This window comes from Micromonospora sp. TSRI0369 (assembly GCF_001905625.1).
Taxonomy (GTDB): Bacteria; Actinomycetota; Actinomycetes; order Mycobacteriales; family Micromonosporaceae; genus Micromonospora; species Micromonospora echinospora_A.
This window is the reverse complement of the sequence record NZ_LIVU01000005.1, coordinates 375,695-390,796: the sequence shown is the minus strand read 5'-3', so window position 1 is coordinate 390,796 and position 15,102 is coordinate 375,695. Positions and strand designations below refer to the sequence as shown.

Below are 15,102 nucleotides of genomic sequence, written 5' to 3'. Positions count from 1 at the left end.
CGTCTACTCCGACTCCAGGCTGGGCAGTCGCAGCCCGGCCGCGTCCGCCGCGGCCAGCAGGTCGTCCCGGGCCCGCTCCGCACGGCTGAGCAGGTTGGCGTACTCGGTGACGTCGGCCGGGTCCGGCACCTCCGGCAGCCGCCGCAGGAACGCCTCCACCTCGGCGGCGGCGGTGGTGTGCGCGGTGGCCGCCTGACGCAGCAGCTCCCGCTGGTCGGCGGCCGGATACAGATCAGTCATGTCGCCGGTGTTACCCGGGTTCAGGCGATTCGCACCCCGCCGGTGCCGTTGGGCTGCACGCCGAACTCCGGGTGCGCCAGCAGCCAGCCCAGATAGTCGGGGTGGTTGGCCAGCGCGTCCGTGTACGCGGCCACCGCCGCCGCCAGCACCGGGTCGGCCACCCCGGCGGCCGGCACGTCCGGATGCCAGCCGAGCAGCAGCCGCCAGCGCAGCGGCGAACCGGCCAGCCGCCGCGTGACCAGCCCGGCGACCGGCCGGAACGTGGCCTGGCACAACGCCACCGCCTCGCCCGCGTCCACCAGCTCCAGGGCGGCCCGCACGTCCGCCTCGTACACCTTCTTGGGGGTGAAGCCGGCGCGGGCGCACGCGGCGGCGAAGCAGTCGCCGAAGCAGCCGTCGCCCGGCGCGGCCACCCACCGCTCGTGGCCGAGGTCGACCAGGTCGATCTCGGCGCGACCGGCCAGCGGGTGGGTCTGCGGCAGCAGCACGCAGATCGGCTCCACGGCCACCTCCCGCCAGCTCAGCCCGAACCCCGCCGACGGCGTCGAGTCGCCGCACACCCCGGTGAGGGCGAAGTCGAGCCGGCCGCCGGCCACCATCTGCGCCAGCTCGTCCACCGACCACGAGGAGTACGTGGTGATCTGCGCGTCCGGCCGCTCGGCGGCGAGCCGGTGCACCAGCCGGCCCATGATCGGGCTGTTCACCCCGCCGAAGCGGTACCGGCGCAGCGGGTCGCCCGCGCCGGCCATCCGGGCCGCCTCGTCCCGCAGGCCCTTCATCGCCGGCAGCAGCACCCGCGCCCGGTCCAGCACCAGCTCGCCCAGCGCGGTCGGTCGGGCGCCGCGGCGGTCCCGTTCGAACAGTGGCCCGCCCAGCGCCCGTTCGATCCGCTGAAGCTGGGCGGTCAACGCCGGCTGGGCCAGGCCGAGCGCCGAGGCGGCCTTGGTCACGCTTCCCGTCTCCGCGATCGCGCAGACCACACGCAGGTGTCGCAGCTCCAGATCCATACCGTGACGGTAGGACCACTAACCGATACGCGAAAGGGGCGATCGGCTCATGCCTCGCGGCGGTGTTCCAGGTCACTCAGCCGGGTACGCCGTCCGGAGACCACGTCGCGCACCTTGTCCAGCACCCCGACCGCCGGCTCGACGATCTTGTTCCAGGGTGGGGTGGCCGGGGTTCCGGGGTGCGGACGCGTCGGCGCCGCCTCCTCCGCGATCTCCCACCGGTTGCCCAGCCGGATCAACTCGGCGTCGCTGGCCACCTCCCGCAACGGCGTGACCAGCGCCGCGACACGACTGACGTGCCGGCGCACCCGCTCGGCCACGTCCGCGACCCCCGGGTCGTCCGCGCCGGACAGCCCCTTGAGCGCGGTCAGCAGCCCGGCGTCGGCCTCGATCTCCCGTTCGACCAGCTCGACGGCGTCCGGCATGGCGGCCCGGGCCGCCGGGAACAGGTACTGCTCCTCGGCCGACAGGTGCCGGGACACCGCGGCGGTCAGCACGTCCAGCACGTCGCGCCGCTCGGCCGCCGCCAGCGCCGGGTCGGTGACCCGGTCGGCCAGCCCCAGCAGCGCCCGGTGCTCGGTGTCCACGAGGTCGGCGACGCTGCGACCCCCGGGCCGGTACGCGTCGTCGGCGGCGGGCGGCAGCGGCGGCAGCGGGACGGTCATGGGGCCCTCCTCGTGACGGCCGGGGTCGATGTCCCGGGCGCCTCCGCCGGTACCCGGCCGGGAGATCCACGAAACCGCGGCGCGCACCGACGGCCGCGACGACCCCGCCTGCTGGTATAAGGAAGCGATGACGAGCGACGCCCTCCCCGCCCGGCCCGACGCCACCGACGAGGTCGTGGACCTCTGCCGCGACCTGCTGCGCATCGACACCACGAACACCGGCGACAACGACACGAGCGTGGGGGAGCGGCGCGCCGCCGAGTACGTGGCGGAGAAGCTCGCCGAGGTCGGTGTCGACGCCGAGATCCACGAGTCCGCCCCCGGCCGGGCGAACGTGGTCGCCCGCATCGCCGGCACCGAGCCGGGCCGCGACGCGCTGCTCGTGCACGGCCACCTCGACGTCGTCCCCGCCGACCCGGACGAGTGGTCGGTGCACCCGTTCTCCGGCGAGATCCGCGACGGCTACCTGTGGGGCCGCGGCGCGATCGACATGAAGGACTTCGACGCGATGGTGCTCGCCGTGGTGCGCGGCTGGCAGCGCGCCGGCGTCCGCCCCCGGCGCGACATCGTGCTCGCGTTCACCGCCGACGAGGAGGCCGGCAGCGACTACGGCGCGCACTTCCTCACCCAGCGGCACCGTGACCTGTTCGACGGCTGCACCGAGGCGATCGGCGAGGTGGGCGGCTTCTCCTACTCGGTGGACGAGCAGCGCCGCCTCTACCTGATCGAGACCGCCGAGAAGGGCATCGACTGGCTGCGCCTGCACGCCAAGGGCCGACCCGGCCACGGCTCGATGATGCACGACGACAACGCGGTCACCGCGCTGGCCGAGGCGGTCGCCCGGATCGGCCGGCACCGCTTCCCGGTGGTGATGACCGACACCGTACGCGCCTTCCTGGCCGAGGTGTCCGACGTGCTCGGCATCGAGATCGACCCGGACGACCCGGAGACCGCGATCGCCAAGCTCGGCCCGATCGCCAACATCATCGGCGCGACCATCCGCAACACCGCCAACCCGACTCGGCTGGCCGCCGGCTACAAGGACAACGTCATCCCCGGCCGGGCCACCGCCACCATCGACTGCCGCAGCCTGCCCGGGCAGAGCGAGGAGCTGGAGCGGCAGCTGCGCGAGCTGGTCGGCCCGGACATCGCCATCGAGTACGTCCAGCGCCAGCCGGCCCTGGAGACCACGTTCGACGGTGACCTGGTGGCGGGCATGTCGGCCGCGCTGCGCGCCGAGGACCCGGGCGCGCACCCGGTGCCGTACATGCTCTCCGGCGGCACCGACGCCAAGAAGTTCTCCCAGCTCGGCATCCGCTGCTTCGGTTTCGCGCCGCTGCGGCTGCCCGCCGACCTCAATTTCTCCGGCCTGTTCCACGGCATCGACGAGCGGGTTCCGCTGGACGGACTACAGTTCGGCGTGCGGGTTCTGGACCGCTTCCTGCGTACCTGCTGACCGCGCCCACAGCGGCGCCGCCGGCGCGGAACCCTCCCCCCATCGCGAAGGGACTGCCACACATGACCGACCAGCACGGTGAGCTGGATGCCGCCCTCGAGCGGGTGATCGACGCCGCTCGCGCCCACCTGGCCGCCGTCCGGGCCGCCCAGGGCCGGATCGACGACGACGCCGTCTGGCAGGCGTACGTCGCGTTGAACAACGCCTCGTTCGCCTACGACGAGCAACTGCTCGACGCGTTCGGCGAGGTGACGCCCTGGGACGTGGAGTCGATCGACCCGGACGAGGCCGACGAGCGCTTCGGCGCCGTCGAGGGTGGCGAGCCCACCGACCCGCACCCGCGGGTCATCTCGGTGCGGCAGCGGCGCGACTACCGGGTGCCGAGCGTCGCCGCGCTGCTGCGCGCGGCCGAGGCGGCCCGCCGCGACGGCACCCCGGAGGACGACGAGCCGGCCCCGGTGGAGGGGGTCGGCGAGGCGGTGCTGGAGCTGCTGCAGAGCGGCGACGGCTCGCTGTCCGCGCTGGACGTGCCGGAGCTGGAGCCGCTCGACGGCGTGGTCATGGTCAGCGAGGTCGGCACCCCTGTCGACCTGGAGTCGTTCGACGACGACGACCCGGTCGGGCCGTTCCAGCCCGCCGCCGACGACCGGCTCGTCGGCCGGCTCGACGAGCACCCGTTCATGGAGCTCGACGAGGAGCACGACCACGCGCACTAGGCCGTGCGCGTCCCCGGGGCCGTGCCGCGTCGCGCGGCCCCGGGGACGGGCCCGTCAGTACGACAGGCCCGGCTGCGGCTTGTTCACCAGGCGGCGCCGCAGCACCACCTGCCGCGTGCCGTCCCGGTAGAGCCGCACCCGGGCCAGCTCCCAGCCGGAGAACTCGGCCTGGATCGCCAGCTGCGCCGCGGCGGTCAGCCGATCGACGTTCGAGGGCAACCGCAGCGGCGCGTATTCGTAGTCCATGCCCCTATGCTGCCCAGGTGGCGGGCCCTCCGCCACCCCCTGACGGTGACCCGGATCGCCCCGCCGCGGCTCAGCCGTCGCGCTCCGGATAGCCCACCGGCACCGCCGAGACGTCGTCGAGCGCCGTGACGATCTCCGCCGGCAGCGTCATCCGCTCCACCTGCAACGCGCCGAGCAGTTGCCCGACGGTGCGGGCGCCCAGGATCGGCGCGGTCACGCCGGGCCGGTCCCGGACCCAGGCCAGCGCCACCTCCAGCGGCGACACGCCGAGCCCGCCGGCCGCGATGGCGACCGCCTCCACGATGCTGGAGCAGCGCGGCTCCAGGTAGGTGGCGACGAACCGCTCGAAGTGCGGCGACACCGCCCGCGAGTCGGCCGGGCGGCCGTTGCGGTACTTGCCGGTGAGCACGCCCCGGCCCAGCGGCGACCAGGGCAGCACGCCCAGCCCCATCCCGGCGCAGGCGGGCAGCACCTCCCGTTCCACGCCGCGCTCCAGCAGCGAGTACTCCACCTGCGCGGCGACCACCGGCGCCCGCCCCGGCCAGGCGGCCTGCCAGGCGGCGGCGCGGGCGGTCTGCCAGCCGGAGAAGTTCGACACGCCGACATAGCGGGCCTTCCCGCTGGACACGGCGTGGTCCAGGGCCGAGAGCGTCTCCTCCAGCGGGGTGTCCGGGTCGTACCCGTGGACCTGCCAGAGGTCGACGTGGTCGGTGCCGAGCCGGCGCAGCGAGGCGTCGAGCGTACGCAGCAGGTGCCCGCGCGAGCCGTCTCGGCGCCGGCCGCTGCCCGGCCGCAGCCCCGCCTTGGTGGCGATCAGCAGCTCGTCACGGTCCACCAGGCTGCCCAGCAGCGAGCCGATCACCGACTCGGCGTCGCCGTCGGCGTACACGTCGGCGGTGTCCACGAGGTTGCCGCCCGCGTCGAGGAAACTCTTCAGCTGGGCGGCCGCGTCGTCGGCGTCGGTGTCCCGTCCCCAGGTCATGGTGCCGAGCGCGAGCCGCGATACCGCCAGCCCGCTTCGGCCGAGCGGTCGCTGTTGCATGCGTGAACCTTATTTCGAACCCGGCGTCACGGATATCCTCGCCGCAGTCAAGTTCCCGCGCGACATCAGACCGGTGTGACATGTTCGGGTGAGCCGGACGTCGAGTGCGCCACGCTCATTGCGTAACCTGATGCGACCTGTGGTGCGGATGGCGGGAGGATCAGTGCGACTCGGGCTCAACCTCGGATACCAGACGGCGTGGAGCACGCCGTTCGACCACCTGGCATTGGCCCAGGAGGCGGACCGGCTCGGCTACTCGGTCGTGTGGGCCGCGGAGGCGTACGGCTCGGACTCGCCGAGCATCCTGTCCTGGATCGCCGGTCAGACGGAGCGGATCGACGTCGGGTCGGCGGTCATGCAGATCCCGGCCCGCTCGCCGGCCATGACCGCGATGACCGCCGCGACCATCGACGCGATCTCCGGCGGCCGGTTCCGGCTCGGCCTGGGCGTGTCCGGCCCGCAGGTCTCGGAGGGCTGGCACGGCGTCCGGTTCGCCAAGCCGCTGGCCCGCACCCGGGAGTACGTCGACATCGTCAAGCTCGCGGTGGCCCGCAAGGAGGTCGCGTACGACGGCGAGCACTACACGCTGCCGCTGCCGGACGGCCCGGGCAAGGCGCTGCGGCTGGGCTTCCACCCGCCGCGCGAGCACATCCCGATCTACCTGGCCGCCGTCGGCCCGAAGAACCTGGAGCTGGCCGGCGAGATCGCCGACGGCTGGCTGGCCGTCTTCTACTCCCCGGAGTTCGCCGAGGAGCACCTCGCATCGGTCCGGACCGGCCGCGCCGCCGCGGGCAAGGAACTGGCCGGCTTCGACGTGGTGCCGTCCGTGCCGGTCGTGATCGGCGACGACATCGCCACCTGCGCCGAGCTGGTCCGCTGGTACGCCGCCCTGTATGTCGGCGGCATGGGCAGCCGCAAGCAGAACTTCTACAACCAGCTCGCCACCCGGATGGGCTACGGCGACGCGGCCCGCGAGGTCCAGGACCTCTACCTGGCCAAGCGGCAGCGCGACGCGGCCGCCGCCGTACCCATGGAGTTCATCGACCGCACCTCGCTGCTCGGCCCGAAGGAGCGCATCGCCGAGCGCATGCGGGAGTACGCCGCCGCCGGCGTGACCACGCTGTCGGTGTCGCTGTTCGTGGCCGACCGGGAGAGCGGGGTGCAGACGCTGCGGACCGTGGCCGAGGCGCTGGAGCTGTCCGGAGTCGGCGAGTGACCTGGCTCGAAGCCATCGTCCTGGGCCTCGTCCAGGGACTGACCGAGTTCCTCCCGGTGTCCTCGTCGGGCCACCTGCGGATCACCTCGGCCATCTTCTTCGGCCGGGACGCGGGCGCCTCGTTCACCGCGGTCACCCAGCTCGGCACCGAGGCCGCCGTCCTGATCTACTTCGCCAAGGACATCTGGCGGATCGTCCGGACCTGGTGCGTGGGCCTGGTCGACCGCTCGGTGCGCTCCAGCCTCGACTACCGCATGGGCTGGTACGTCATCGTCGGCACCATCCCGATCGGCATCTTCGGACTGATCTTCAAGGACCAGATCCGCACCGCCGGCCGCAACCTCTGGCTGATCTCCTGCACACTGATCATCGGCGCGGTGCTGCTCGCCTTCGCCGAGTACTGGGGCCGCCAGACCCGTACGCTGGAGAACTTCCGGATGCGCGACGGCGTGGTCATGGGCTTCGCCCAGGCCGCGGCGCTGGTGCCCGGCGTGTCCCGCTCCGGCGGCACGCTGACCGCGGGCCTGCTGCTCAACCTGACCCGGGAGACCGCGGCCCGCTACTCGTTCCTGCTGGCCATCCCGGCCGTGGTGATCTCCGGCGTGTTCAGCCTGCCGGACGTCTTCGAGCCGTCCGCGCCCGGCACCGCCGCGCCGAGCGTCGCGCAGATGGTGGTGGCGACGCTCATCGCGTTCGTCGTCGGGTACGCCGCCATCGCCTGGCTGCTGCGCTACGTCGCACACCACACGCTGTACGTCTTCGTGCTCTACCGGGTCGCGCTCGGCAGCCTGGTCATCTGCCTGCTGGCCACGGGCACGCTCAGCGCGACCTGACGCTGCCCCTGGCACGTGAAAGGCCGGCACCCCGTCTCGGGGTGCCGGCCTTTCACGTGTGTCTGTTACTTGTTCCAGTGTTCGGCGACGAGGTCGGCGGCCTGCTGTTCCCACTGGGCGTAGTGGTCGGGGTAGGCACTGACCTGGACGGTCTGGGCGGCGACGGTCAGCGGCATGTCCTTCCAACCGTCGACCTGCTTGAGGCCCTTCAGGAACGCCATGGTCGAGTACTCGGGGTCGGTGATCTGCTCGACCGTGCCCCAGCCGCTGGAGGGGCGCTGCTGGAACAGGCCCTGCGAGTCGTGGTCGTTGCGGTCGCCGAGGTGGCCGAGGTTCTCCAGCTTCGACTCCTGCAGCGCGGTGGCGATGGAGACGACGGCGGCGCGCTCGTCCATGCCGGCCTTCTTCGTGGCGGCGATGATGGCCTTGACGTTGGCGGTCTGCTCGTCGGTGAGGTCGATGTGGGACTGGTTGCCCTGCACGCCGTGCGGGATCAGCGTGGCGGTGTCGAGCGTGCCGGCGGCCTGGGTGGTGACGGCCGCGTCGCGGGTGGTGGGGGTGGTGTCGTGGTTGAGGGGGCCGGCGGCCAGGCCACCGGCGACGGTCAGACCGGCGATACCGAGGATGCTCTTACGCAGAATGCTGTTCATGGGGGGCTCCATTCGGGGGTCGACGCACCCAGGGGACGGGGTGCGTGGGCACCGTCAGGCGCTCAAAAGTCTTCGGGGGATCCGGCTCGCTGCTCGTGGTGCGGGGGCCGGAGGCATGTGCAACGACCGCCGCCCCGCGTTCATTCCGGGGCCTGTCATCCGCCCGCGGGGTGCGAGGGGGATGCTGCTGCGGTCGTTCACCAGGTATAACGCCTGGACGCCGCCACCGATTCCGCCAGCCAGGTGTCCCCGACCACCCCGAAACCGACACCGCACCCCACTCGCGGACACCGGTCCCGGACCGCCGCCCGTCACAGCCCGACTCCCGGCCCAGCCCAGGCCCTGGCCGCCCTTGTTGCCGTCGATGATGAGGTTGACGGCACCGGACGTCCGGTTTCCACCGTCAACTCATGATCAACGGCCGCGCCTGCCCTCGCCTTCCAGGAGATCTTGGAAGGAAACGGCCCTCATGGGGGCGCAAAGCTTCCAAGATCTCCCGCGCCGGGCCGCAAGCCACGCTCAGTGAGCGCCGAAGATTGGTTCCACCGCGCTGGGACATCCCTGGGCGTCGGGGACACGTGCGTCCGCTTCGGGCGCAGCTCTCTGCGACCGGGCATCTCAGCCAACGCGCACGCCTCACCTTCCCCGAGTCACCCGACCACCCGCCGCTTCCACCCCACCCCTGCCGCCGGCCCTTGCCCGCCGATCATGAAGTTAACGGCGTTCGGTGTCCGGTTTGTCGCCGCCAACTTCATGATCGACGCAGGCCTGCGGACAGCAGATGGGCGGGCTGGCCGACGCGTCCCTACCTGCGAGGAGATCTTGGTACGGAACGGCCCCCGTGAGGGCGAATCCGTACCAAGATCTCGATTGCCGCGCCGTGCGTCGCCGTTGACCATGAGGGTTGGCGGGTTGTGCTGCCCGTTATGTCTCGGTCAACTTCATGCTCGACGGAGCAGAGCAGGGAGGGCGGGGAAGGTGGGCGTCGTGGCGGGACGATCACCTTTGGGGCGTACCGCCTAGGGTGGTCAGCGTGGCGACCCTTCTGCTTCTGCGACACGGCCGGACCACCGCGAACGCCGACGGCGGCCTGGCCGGGCGGCAGCCGGTCGAGCTGGACGACACCGGCCGGGCGCAGGCGACGGCGGTCGGCGCACGCCTGGCCGGGCTGCCGCTCGCGGCGGTGGTGACCAGCCCGCTGATCCGCTGCCGGCAGACCCTCGAGCTGGCGCTGCCGGACGCCGAGCCGGTGGTCGACGAAGGGCTGATCGAGTGCGGGTACGGCGACTGGGAGGGACAGTCGCTGAAGAAGCTGGCGAAGGAGCCGCTCTGGCCGGTGGTCCAGCAGCACCCGAGCGCCGCCGCGTTCCCGCAGGGGGAGTCGATGGCGGCGATGTCCGCGCGCGCGGTGGCCGCGGTACGGGCGTGGGACGCGCGGGTCACCGCCGAGCACGGGCCGGAGGCGGTCTGGCTGGCGTGCAGCCACGGCGACGTGATCAAGGCGATCGTGGCGGACGCGCTCGGCGTACACCTTGATCTTTTCCAGCGGATCGTGGCCGACCCGGCGTCGGTGACGGCGATCCGTTACACCCCGTTGCGGCCGTTCCTGGTCCGGCTCAACGACACCGGCGGCGACCTGTCGGCGCTGGTCCCGCCGCCGCGCAAGCGGCGCCGCCGCTCGGCGCGGCCGGCCGGGTCGGACGCGGCGGTCGGCGGGGGCGCGGGCGCGGCCGGATAGCCGGCCCGGCGCGGCGCGTTCGCTCTGGGCGGATTCGGCGTCGGTGGGCTGCGCGGCACTTCCACGCGCCGGATAGGGTCGTGGGTATGACGCACCAGGTGCACGCCTTCGAGCCGCCCGAGCGGTTCGTCGCCGGTACGGTCGGCCCGCCGGGGGAGCGTACGTTCTTCCTCCAGGCGCGCGGCGGCGGCCGGCTGGTCAGCGTGTCGCTGGAGAAGGTCCAGGTGTCGTTGCTCGCCGAGAAGCTCGAGGAGCTGCTCACCGAGGCGCAGCGCCGCTTCGGCGTGCAGCTGCCGGAGGCCGCGCCGACGACGGGCGGCGACAACGAGCCGCTCGACACCCCGGTGGACGAGGAGTTCCGCGTCGGCACGCTGGGCCTGGCCTTCGACGTGGACACCGCGACAGTGGTGATCGAGGCGATCGCCGTGGGTGAGGCGGAGGTCGAGGTCGAGCTGGGCGGCGCGGACGACGACGCCGACGAGGAACCGGAGGAGCCGGACGACGACCTCGACCGGCTCCGGGTACGGCTGACCCCGGAGGCGACCCGCGAGTTCATCGAGCGGGCCAAGCGGGTCGTCAACGCCGGCCGTCCCCCCTGCCCGCTGTGCGGGCAGCCGCTGGACCCGGCCGGTCACCTCTGCCCCCGGAACAACGGCTATCACCGGTGACCTCGTCGGAACTGCAGCCCCGACAGGACGGCGCCGAGGCGCTGCGGCTGCTCGCCGACGGTGAGCTGACCCTGGAGGGGCGGCTTGTCGACGCCTCCAACGCCACGCTGCGCGGCGTCGTCGCGCTCGGCGACGTCACCGCCCACTGTGTCTACAAGCCGGTACGCGGCGAGCGCCCGCTGTGGGACTTCCCGGACGGCACCCTCGCCGGCCGGGAGGTGGCCGCCTACCTGGTGTCCCGTGCCACCGGCTGGGACCTGGTGCCGCCGACGGTGCTGCGCGACGGCCCGTTCGGTCCCGGCTCCTGCCAGCTCTGGATCGACGAGCCGGACGACGCCGAGCCGCTCGTCGGGTTCGTGCCGGCGCGCGAGATCCCGCCGCGCTGGTTCCCGGTCGCGGCGGCCCGCGACGACGACGGCGCGGCGTACGCGCTGGCGCACGCCGACGACCCGCGCCTGGCCCGGCTCGTCGTGCTCGACGCGGTCATCAACAACGCCGACCGCAAGGGCGGGCACGTGCTCGTCGGCCCGGACGACCGGATCTACGGCGTCGACCACGGCGTGAGCTTCCACGTCGAGGAGAAGCTGCGTACGGTGCTGTGGGGCTGGGCCGGCCGCGAGCTGCCACCGGACGCGGTGGAGATGCTCGACGGCCTGGCCGGTCAGCTTCGTGGCCCGCTCGGCGACGAACTGGCCGAGCACCTGACGATCGGCGAGACCTCTGCGCTGGCGGCCCGGGTACGGCGGCTGCGCGAGACCGGCCGGTTTCCGCTGCCCCCCGAGGAGTGGCCCGCGATGCCCTGGCCACCGATGTGAGCCGCTGTCGCGTTGATCACCCGTAGGGCGGCACCCGAGCGTCTGACGGATCGTTAGGCTGGCGGTCATGGAGTCTTGGGCGGGACACGAGGTGCCACGGCTGCCCGGCGCGGGCGTGCCGCTGAGGTTGTACGACTCGGCGCGGCAGGGCGCCCACCCCAGCCGGCCCGAGGGCGCGGCCTCGATGTACGTCTGCGGCATCACCCCGTACGACGCCACGCACCTGGGGCACGCCGCCACCATGATCGCGTTCGACCTGGTGCAGCGGATGTGGCGCGACGCCGGCCTGGACGTGCGCTACGTGCAGAACGTCACCGACATCGACGACCCGCTGCTGGAACGCGCCGAGCGCGACGGCGAGGACTGGAAGGTCCTGGCCATGCGCGAGACCGCGCTGTTCCGCGAGGACATGGAGTCGCTGCGGATGATCCCGCCGGCGCACTACGTCGGCGCTGTCGAGTCGATCCCGGAGATCGCCGAGAAGGTGCTGGTGCTGCTCAAGGACGGCGCGGCGTACCGGCTCGACGACGGCACCGGCGACGTCTACTTCGACGTCTCCGCCGCCCCGCGCTTCGGATACGAGTCGAACCTGTCCCGCGAGCAGATGCTGGAGTTGTTCGCCGAGCGCGGCGGCGACCCGGAGCGCGCCGGAAAGCGCGACCCGCTCGACCCGCTGCTGTGGCGCGGCGCCCGCGAGGGCGAGCCGTCCTGGCCCGGCGGTGAACTCGGCGCGGGCCGTCCCGGCTGGCACATCGAGTGCACGGTCATCGCGTTGAACCTGCTCGGCGACCGCATCGACGTGCAGGGCGGCGGCAACGACCTGATCTTCCCGCACCACGAGTGCTCCGCCGCGCACGCCGAGCGGCTCACCGGCGAGGCGCCGTTCGCCGACCACTACGTACACGCCGGCATGATCGGCCTGGACGGCGAGAAGATGTCGAAGTCCCAGGGCAACCTGGTCTTCGTGTCCCGGCTGCGGGCCGACAAGGTCGACCCGATGGCGGTGCGGCTGGCCCTGATGAGCGGGCACTACCGCACCGACCGCTCCTGGACCGACGAGCTGCTCACCGAGGCGCACGAGCGGCTGGACCGCTGGCGGCGGGCCGCCGCCGCGCCGGCCGGGCCGTCGGGGGCGGCGTTGCTGGCCGAGGTACGCGAGCGCCTGGCCGACGACCTGGACACGCCGGGCGCTCTGGCGGCGGCTGACCGCTGGGCCGACGGAGCCCTGAACGGCGCCTCGGACGACCCGGAGGCCCCGGCCCTCTTCCGCGACACGGTCGACGCCCTCCTCGGCATCGCCCTGTAGCCGTTCCGCCTTTTGCCCGCTAGCACGTCCCGTGCCACCCCGTCGTGCCCTCTTGCACCTTCGCCGCGCCCTGCCCGCTCCCGTCCCCGAGCCGCCCTCTGGCTCCGTGCCGCGCCCTGCCCTTTGCTCGTCCCCGGGCTGCCCCTCTTGCCCCGTGCCGCGCCCTGCTCGCTCGCCTATCCCCGAGCCGCCCTCCCGCGCCCCGTGCCGCTTTCTCCCTCTCCCTCCCTCCCTCGCCTCGCCTTGCCTCGCCTCGCCTCGCCTCGCCTCGCCGATCTTGCACTTGCGGCCCGCGTTCTCGCTGTTTCGTCCGGCTTTGCGGGGGCCGCAACTGCAAGATCGCGTCGCTCGACGGGTGGGTGGAACGTGATGGGTGTGTCGGAGGCGGTTTGACACCCATGGTGTTCCACCCGGCATGGCCCGAGCCGGGACTCCGCCCCGGCGTGGCCGTTCTGGGAGCTGCGCCCGCGTGCCCCGGCCCGGGGAGTTCCGCCCGGGCGCGGCCCTTCCGGGAGCCTGCGTGCGTGCGGCGCCGGCCCTGCCGGTGCGCCTCAGCGATCTTGCGCTTGTGGCCCTTGAGGCGTCGTAAATGCCCCATCTGCCGGGGCGCGAAGTGCAAGATCGCCGAGGCGTGCGCATGATCGCCGGGGCGCGGGGCGCGGGGCGCGGGGCGCGGGGCGCGGGGCGCGGGGATGGGCGGTCAGCCCAGGACCAGGCCGGGGTCGGGGTCCTGGTCGGGGGTGGGGGCGGGGATCTTGTACTCCTCGGTGAGCGTGGTCATCGGGCCGGGCCAGGTGGCCTGTGCGACCTCGATCGGCTTGTGCCGCTCGTCGTAGGCCACGTGCAGCAGGTGCAGCACCGGTGTGTCCGGGCGGATCTGGAGGATTTCCGCCTCCTCCCGGCTGGGCTGGCGCGCGCTGATCGTGTCGGTGGCGGTGACGTACCGACGGCCGGTGACCTCCTCGGCCTCCTGGTAGAGGGGGCGGCCGAACGCCTCGGCGCGCTCCAGTGAGGTGCCGGCGGTGTCGGCGGGCAGGAACCACGACGCGCCGACCTCGACCGGGGAGTCGTCGGTGCGTACCAGGTGTCGCCGGCAGAGCAGTTCGGTGCCGTCGGCGACGCCGAACGCGTCGGCCACCTCGGCCGGGGCGGGGGAGCGGCCGACCGAGACGAGCTGCTGACGGTACCGGGCGGCCAGGTCGGTGTGGTAGCCGCGGAAGCCACCGTACCGGCCCCGGGACAGGCGGTTGAGGCGGCGCCGGGTGCCCCGGACGTACGTACCGGAGCCGGGTTTGGTGATCAGGATGCCTTCGACCCGCAGCTGGTCGACGGCGCGCTGGACGGTCTGCTTCGCGACGCCGAACATCTCGGCGATGGCCGGGATGGACGGCAGCCGCTCGCCGGGACCCCAGTCGCCGCGGCGCACCTGGGCCTTGAGCTGCGCGGCGATCTGCCGGTGCGGGAACTCGGCCGCGCCGGGGTTGATCTGCATCCGGGCCTCCTCAGAACAGCTAGGTTCCTAGGATGCCCTAGAGGGTGTGACGCCGCCACCCCGGACACGAAGAAGCCGGGCCCCAACTACGGGACCCGGCTTCGGCGGAACAGGGCTACCAGGAACCCGCTGTCGGTCCGGCGGAACCGCCGCGGCGGCGCAGGTACTTCTCGAACTCCTGGGCGATCTCGTCCCCGGTCAACGGGGTGATGCCGGCGTCGCCGACCCGTTCCTCCAGCTCACGCACGTACTCGCCGAGTTCGGCGTCCTGTTCGGCGGCGCTGCGTACCCGCTGCTCCCACTCGGCTGCCTCCTCGGCCAGGTCGGCCATCGGCACCGGCAGGTCGAGCACCTCCTCGACGCGGTGCAGCAGCGCCAGGGTGGCCTTCGGGCAGGGCGGGTTGTTCGCGTAGTGCGGCACGTGCACCCAGAACGACACCGCGTCGACCTCGGCGCGGGTGCAGGCGTCGTGCAGCACGCCGACGATGCCCGTCGGCCCGTCGTACCGGGTGGGGGTGAGCTGGTAGCGCTTGGCCGCGTCGGCGTCCGACGCGCTGCCGCTGATCGGCAGCGGCCGGGTGTACGGCACGTCGGCGAGCAACGCGCCGAGCAGCACCACCCGCTCGACCTCCAGGCTGTGGCAGATCTCCAGCACCTGCTCGCAGAAGGTACGCCAGCGCATGCTCGGCTCGATGCCGCGGATCAGCACCACGTCCCGCTCGGTGCCCTCCGGGCTGGCCACCATGAAGCGGGTGGTGGGCCACTCGACGCGCCGGGTCTCGCCGTCGGCCATGGTGATCGTCGGACGGCTCACCTGGAAGTCGTAGAAGTCCTCCGGGTCCAGCTCGGTCACCTGCCGGGCCTGCCAGACCTGCTCCAGGTGTTCCACGGCGGCGGTGGAGGCGTCGGCGGCGTCGTTCCAGCCCTCGAAGGCCGCGATGGCGACCGGCGAGCGCAGTACCGGCAGCCCGTCGAACTCGGTCACGCCGTCACCTCACCCTGCTCGTCGGGC

Annotated in this window: 16 protein-coding genes; 8 read left to right on the top strand and 8 right to left on the bottom strand. The window is 72.9% G+C overall.

What is annotated here, in order from left to right; genetic code table 11:
• Window positions 1-3: 3 nt before the first annotated feature.
• Genes AMK25_RS19085 through AMK25_RS19075 form a run of 3 tightly spaced genes read right to left on the bottom strand, consistent with a single transcriptional unit; the run spans window position 4 to window position 1,912 of the window.
• Window positions 4-240: a hypothetical protein gene (locus AMK25_RS19085; protein ID WP_043324442.1), complete on the bottom strand. Its 237-nt coding sequence runs from the start codon at window positions 238-240 to the stop codon at window positions 4-6.
• 20 nt (window positions 241-260) lie between these two features.
• Window positions 261-1,247, bottom strand: coding sequence for a LysR family transcriptional regulator (locus AMK25_RS19080; protein WP_073829696.1), 987 nt, complete (start codon window positions 1,245-1,247; stop codon window positions 261-263).
• Window positions 1,248-1,294: 47 nt separating this feature from the next.
• Entirely contained in the window at window positions 1,295-1,912 is a 618-nt protein-coding gene (locus tag AMK25_RS19075) for a hemerythrin domain-containing protein (protein WP_073830024.1), read from the bottom strand.
• 127 nt (window positions 1,913-2,039) lie between these two features.
• On the opposite strand from AMK25_RS19075, the gene AMK25_RS19070 reads away from it, so the two are divergent.
• Both AMK25_RS19070 and AMK25_RS19065 read left to right on the top strand, forming a co-directional pair.
• Window positions 2,040-3,368 carry a M20/M25/M40 family metallo-hydrolase gene (locus AMK25_RS19070; protein ID WP_073830023.1) on the top strand — a complete coding sequence of 443 codons (1,329 nt, stop codon included), beginning with the start codon at window positions 2,040-2,042 and terminating at the stop codon, window positions 3,366-3,368.
• 62 nt (window positions 3,369-3,430) lie between these two features.
• Window positions 3,431-4,084, top strand: a complete 654-nt coding sequence (locus AMK25_RS19065) for a hypothetical protein (RefSeq protein ID WP_030504008.1) — start codon at window positions 3,431-3,433, stop codon at window positions 4,082-4,084.
• 54 nt (window positions 4,085-4,138) lie between these two features.
• On the opposite strand, the gene AMK25_RS19060 is transcribed toward AMK25_RS19065, so the two are convergent.
• A complete protein-coding gene (locus tag AMK25_RS19060) occupies window positions 4,139-4,330 on the bottom strand; it encodes a DUF5703 family protein (protein ID WP_043324435.1) in 192 nt (63 codons plus the stop codon).
• A gap of 70 nt (window positions 4,331-4,400) precedes the next feature.
• Complete coding sequence (locus AMK25_RS19055) at window positions 4,401-5,372, bottom strand: aldo/keto reductase (protein WP_073829695.1); 972 nt, start codon at window positions 5,370-5,372, stop codon at window positions 4,401-4,403.
• Between the two features lie 163 nt (window positions 5,373-5,535).
• Here AMK25_RS19055 and AMK25_RS19050 point away from each other — a divergent pair, with 163 nt between their 5' ends.
• Complete coding sequence (locus AMK25_RS19050; protein ID WP_073829694.1) at window positions 5,536-6,588, top strand: LLM class F420-dependent oxidoreductase; 1,053 nt, start codon at window positions 5,536-5,538, stop codon at window positions 6,586-6,588.
• The gene (locus AMK25_RS19045; protein WP_073829693.1) at window positions 6,585-7,421 is read left to right on the top strand and encodes an undecaprenyl-diphosphate phosphatase; all 837 of its coding nucleotides are present in this window, start codon (window positions 6,585-6,587) and stop codon (window positions 7,419-7,421) included. Before AMK25_RS19050 ends, AMK25_RS19045 begins: the two co-directional genes overlap by 4 nt.
• Before the next feature lie 65 nt (window positions 7,422-7,486).
• Here AMK25_RS19045 and AMK25_RS19040 read toward each other — a convergent pair whose 3' ends face one another.
• On the bottom strand, window positions 7,487-8,071 hold the full coding sequence (locus AMK25_RS19040; RefSeq protein ID WP_073829692.1) for a hypothetical protein: 585 nt from the start codon (window positions 8,069-8,071) through the stop codon (window positions 7,487-7,489).
• A gap of 1,024 nt (window positions 8,072-9,095) precedes the next feature.
• Between AMK25_RS19040 and AMK25_RS19035 the strand changes: the two genes are divergently transcribed.
• The 4 genes from AMK25_RS19035 (at window position 9,096) to mshC (ending at window position 12,598) form a co-directional block, all read left to right on the top strand.
• Window positions 9,096-9,809, top strand: a complete 714-nt coding sequence (locus tag AMK25_RS19035) for an MSMEG_4193 family putative phosphomutase (protein ID WP_073829691.1) — start codon at window positions 9,096-9,098, stop codon at window positions 9,807-9,809.
• 86 nt (window positions 9,810-9,895) lie between these two features.
• Window positions 9,896-10,477, top strand: a complete 582-nt coding sequence (locus AMK25_RS19030; RefSeq protein ID WP_073829690.1) for a DUF3090 domain-containing protein — start codon at window positions 9,896-9,898, stop codon at window positions 10,475-10,477.
• Entirely contained in the window at window positions 10,474-11,292 is an 819-nt protein-coding gene (locus AMK25_RS19025) for an SCO1664 family protein (protein WP_073829689.1), read from the top strand. The genes AMK25_RS19030 and AMK25_RS19025 overlap by 4 nt, the downstream gene beginning before the upstream one ends.
• 67 nt (window positions 11,293-11,359) lie before the next feature.
• Window positions 11,360-12,598 carry a cysteine--1-D-myo-inosityl 2-amino-2-deoxy-alpha-D-glucopyranoside ligase gene (gene mshC, locus AMK25_RS19020; RefSeq protein ID WP_073829688.1) on the top strand — a complete coding sequence of 413 codons (1,239 nt, stop codon included), beginning with the start codon at window positions 11,360-11,362 and terminating at the stop codon, window positions 12,596-12,598.
• A gap of 700 nt (window positions 12,599-13,298) precedes the next feature.
• Here the strand turns inward: mshC and AMK25_RS19015 are convergent.
• Entirely contained in the window at window positions 13,299-14,090 is a 792-nt protein-coding gene (locus AMK25_RS19015) for a GntR family transcriptional regulator (RefSeq protein ID WP_073829687.1), read from the bottom strand.
• Between the two features lie 115 nt (window positions 14,091-14,205).
• The gene (locus AMK25_RS19010; protein WP_030504102.1) at window positions 14,206-15,075 is read right to left on the bottom strand and encodes a PAC2 family protein; all 870 of its coding nucleotides are present in this window, start codon (window positions 15,073-15,075) and stop codon (window positions 14,206-14,208) included.
• Window positions 15,076-15,102 lie beyond the last annotated feature (27 nt).

What these genes read in the sequence shown, in the direction of transcription:
- AMK25_RS19085 (WP_043324442.1), bottom strand. Translation starts at nt 240, where the DNA reads ATGACTGATCTGTATCCGGCCGCCGACCAGCGGGAGCTGCTGCGTCAG.
- AMK25_RS19080 (WP_073829696.1), bottom strand. Translation starts at nt 1,247, where the DNA reads ATGGATCTGGAGCTGCGACACCTGCGTGTGGTCTGCGCGATCGCGGAG.
- AMK25_RS19075 (WP_073830024.1), bottom strand. Translation starts at nt 1,912, where the DNA reads ATGACCGTCCCGCTGCCGCCGCTGCCGCCCGCCGCCGACGACGCGTAC.
- AMK25_RS19070 (WP_073830023.1), top strand. Translation starts at nt 2,040, where the DNA reads ATGACGAGCGACGCCCTCCCCGCCCGGCCCGACGCCACCGACGAGGTC.
- AMK25_RS19065 (WP_030504008.1), top strand. Translation starts at nt 3,431, where the DNA reads ATGACCGACCAGCACGGTGAGCTGGATGCCGCCCTCGAGCGGGTGATC.
- AMK25_RS19060 (WP_043324435.1), bottom strand. Translation starts at nt 4,330, where the DNA reads ATGGACTACGAATACGCGCCGCTGCGGTTGCCCTCGAACGTCGATCGG.
- AMK25_RS19055 (WP_073829695.1), bottom strand. Translation starts at nt 5,372, where the DNA reads ATGCAACAGCGACCGCTCGGCCGAAGCGGGCTGGCGGTATCGCGGCTC.
- AMK25_RS19040 (WP_073829692.1), bottom strand. Translation starts at nt 8,071, where the DNA reads ATGAACAGCATTCTGCGTAAGAGCATCCTCGGTATCGCCGGTCTGACC.
- AMK25_RS19030 (WP_073829690.1), top strand. Translation starts at nt 9,896, where the DNA reads ATGACGCACCAGGTGCACGCCTTCGAGCCGCCCGAGCGGTTCGTCGCC.
- mshC (WP_073829688.1), top strand. Translation starts at nt 11,360, where the DNA reads ATGGAGTCTTGGGCGGGACACGAGGTGCCACGGCTGCCCGGCGCGGGC.
- AMK25_RS19015 (WP_073829687.1), bottom strand. Translation starts at nt 14,090, where the DNA reads ATGCAGATCAACCCCGGCGCGGCCGAGTTCCCGCACCGGCAGATCGCC.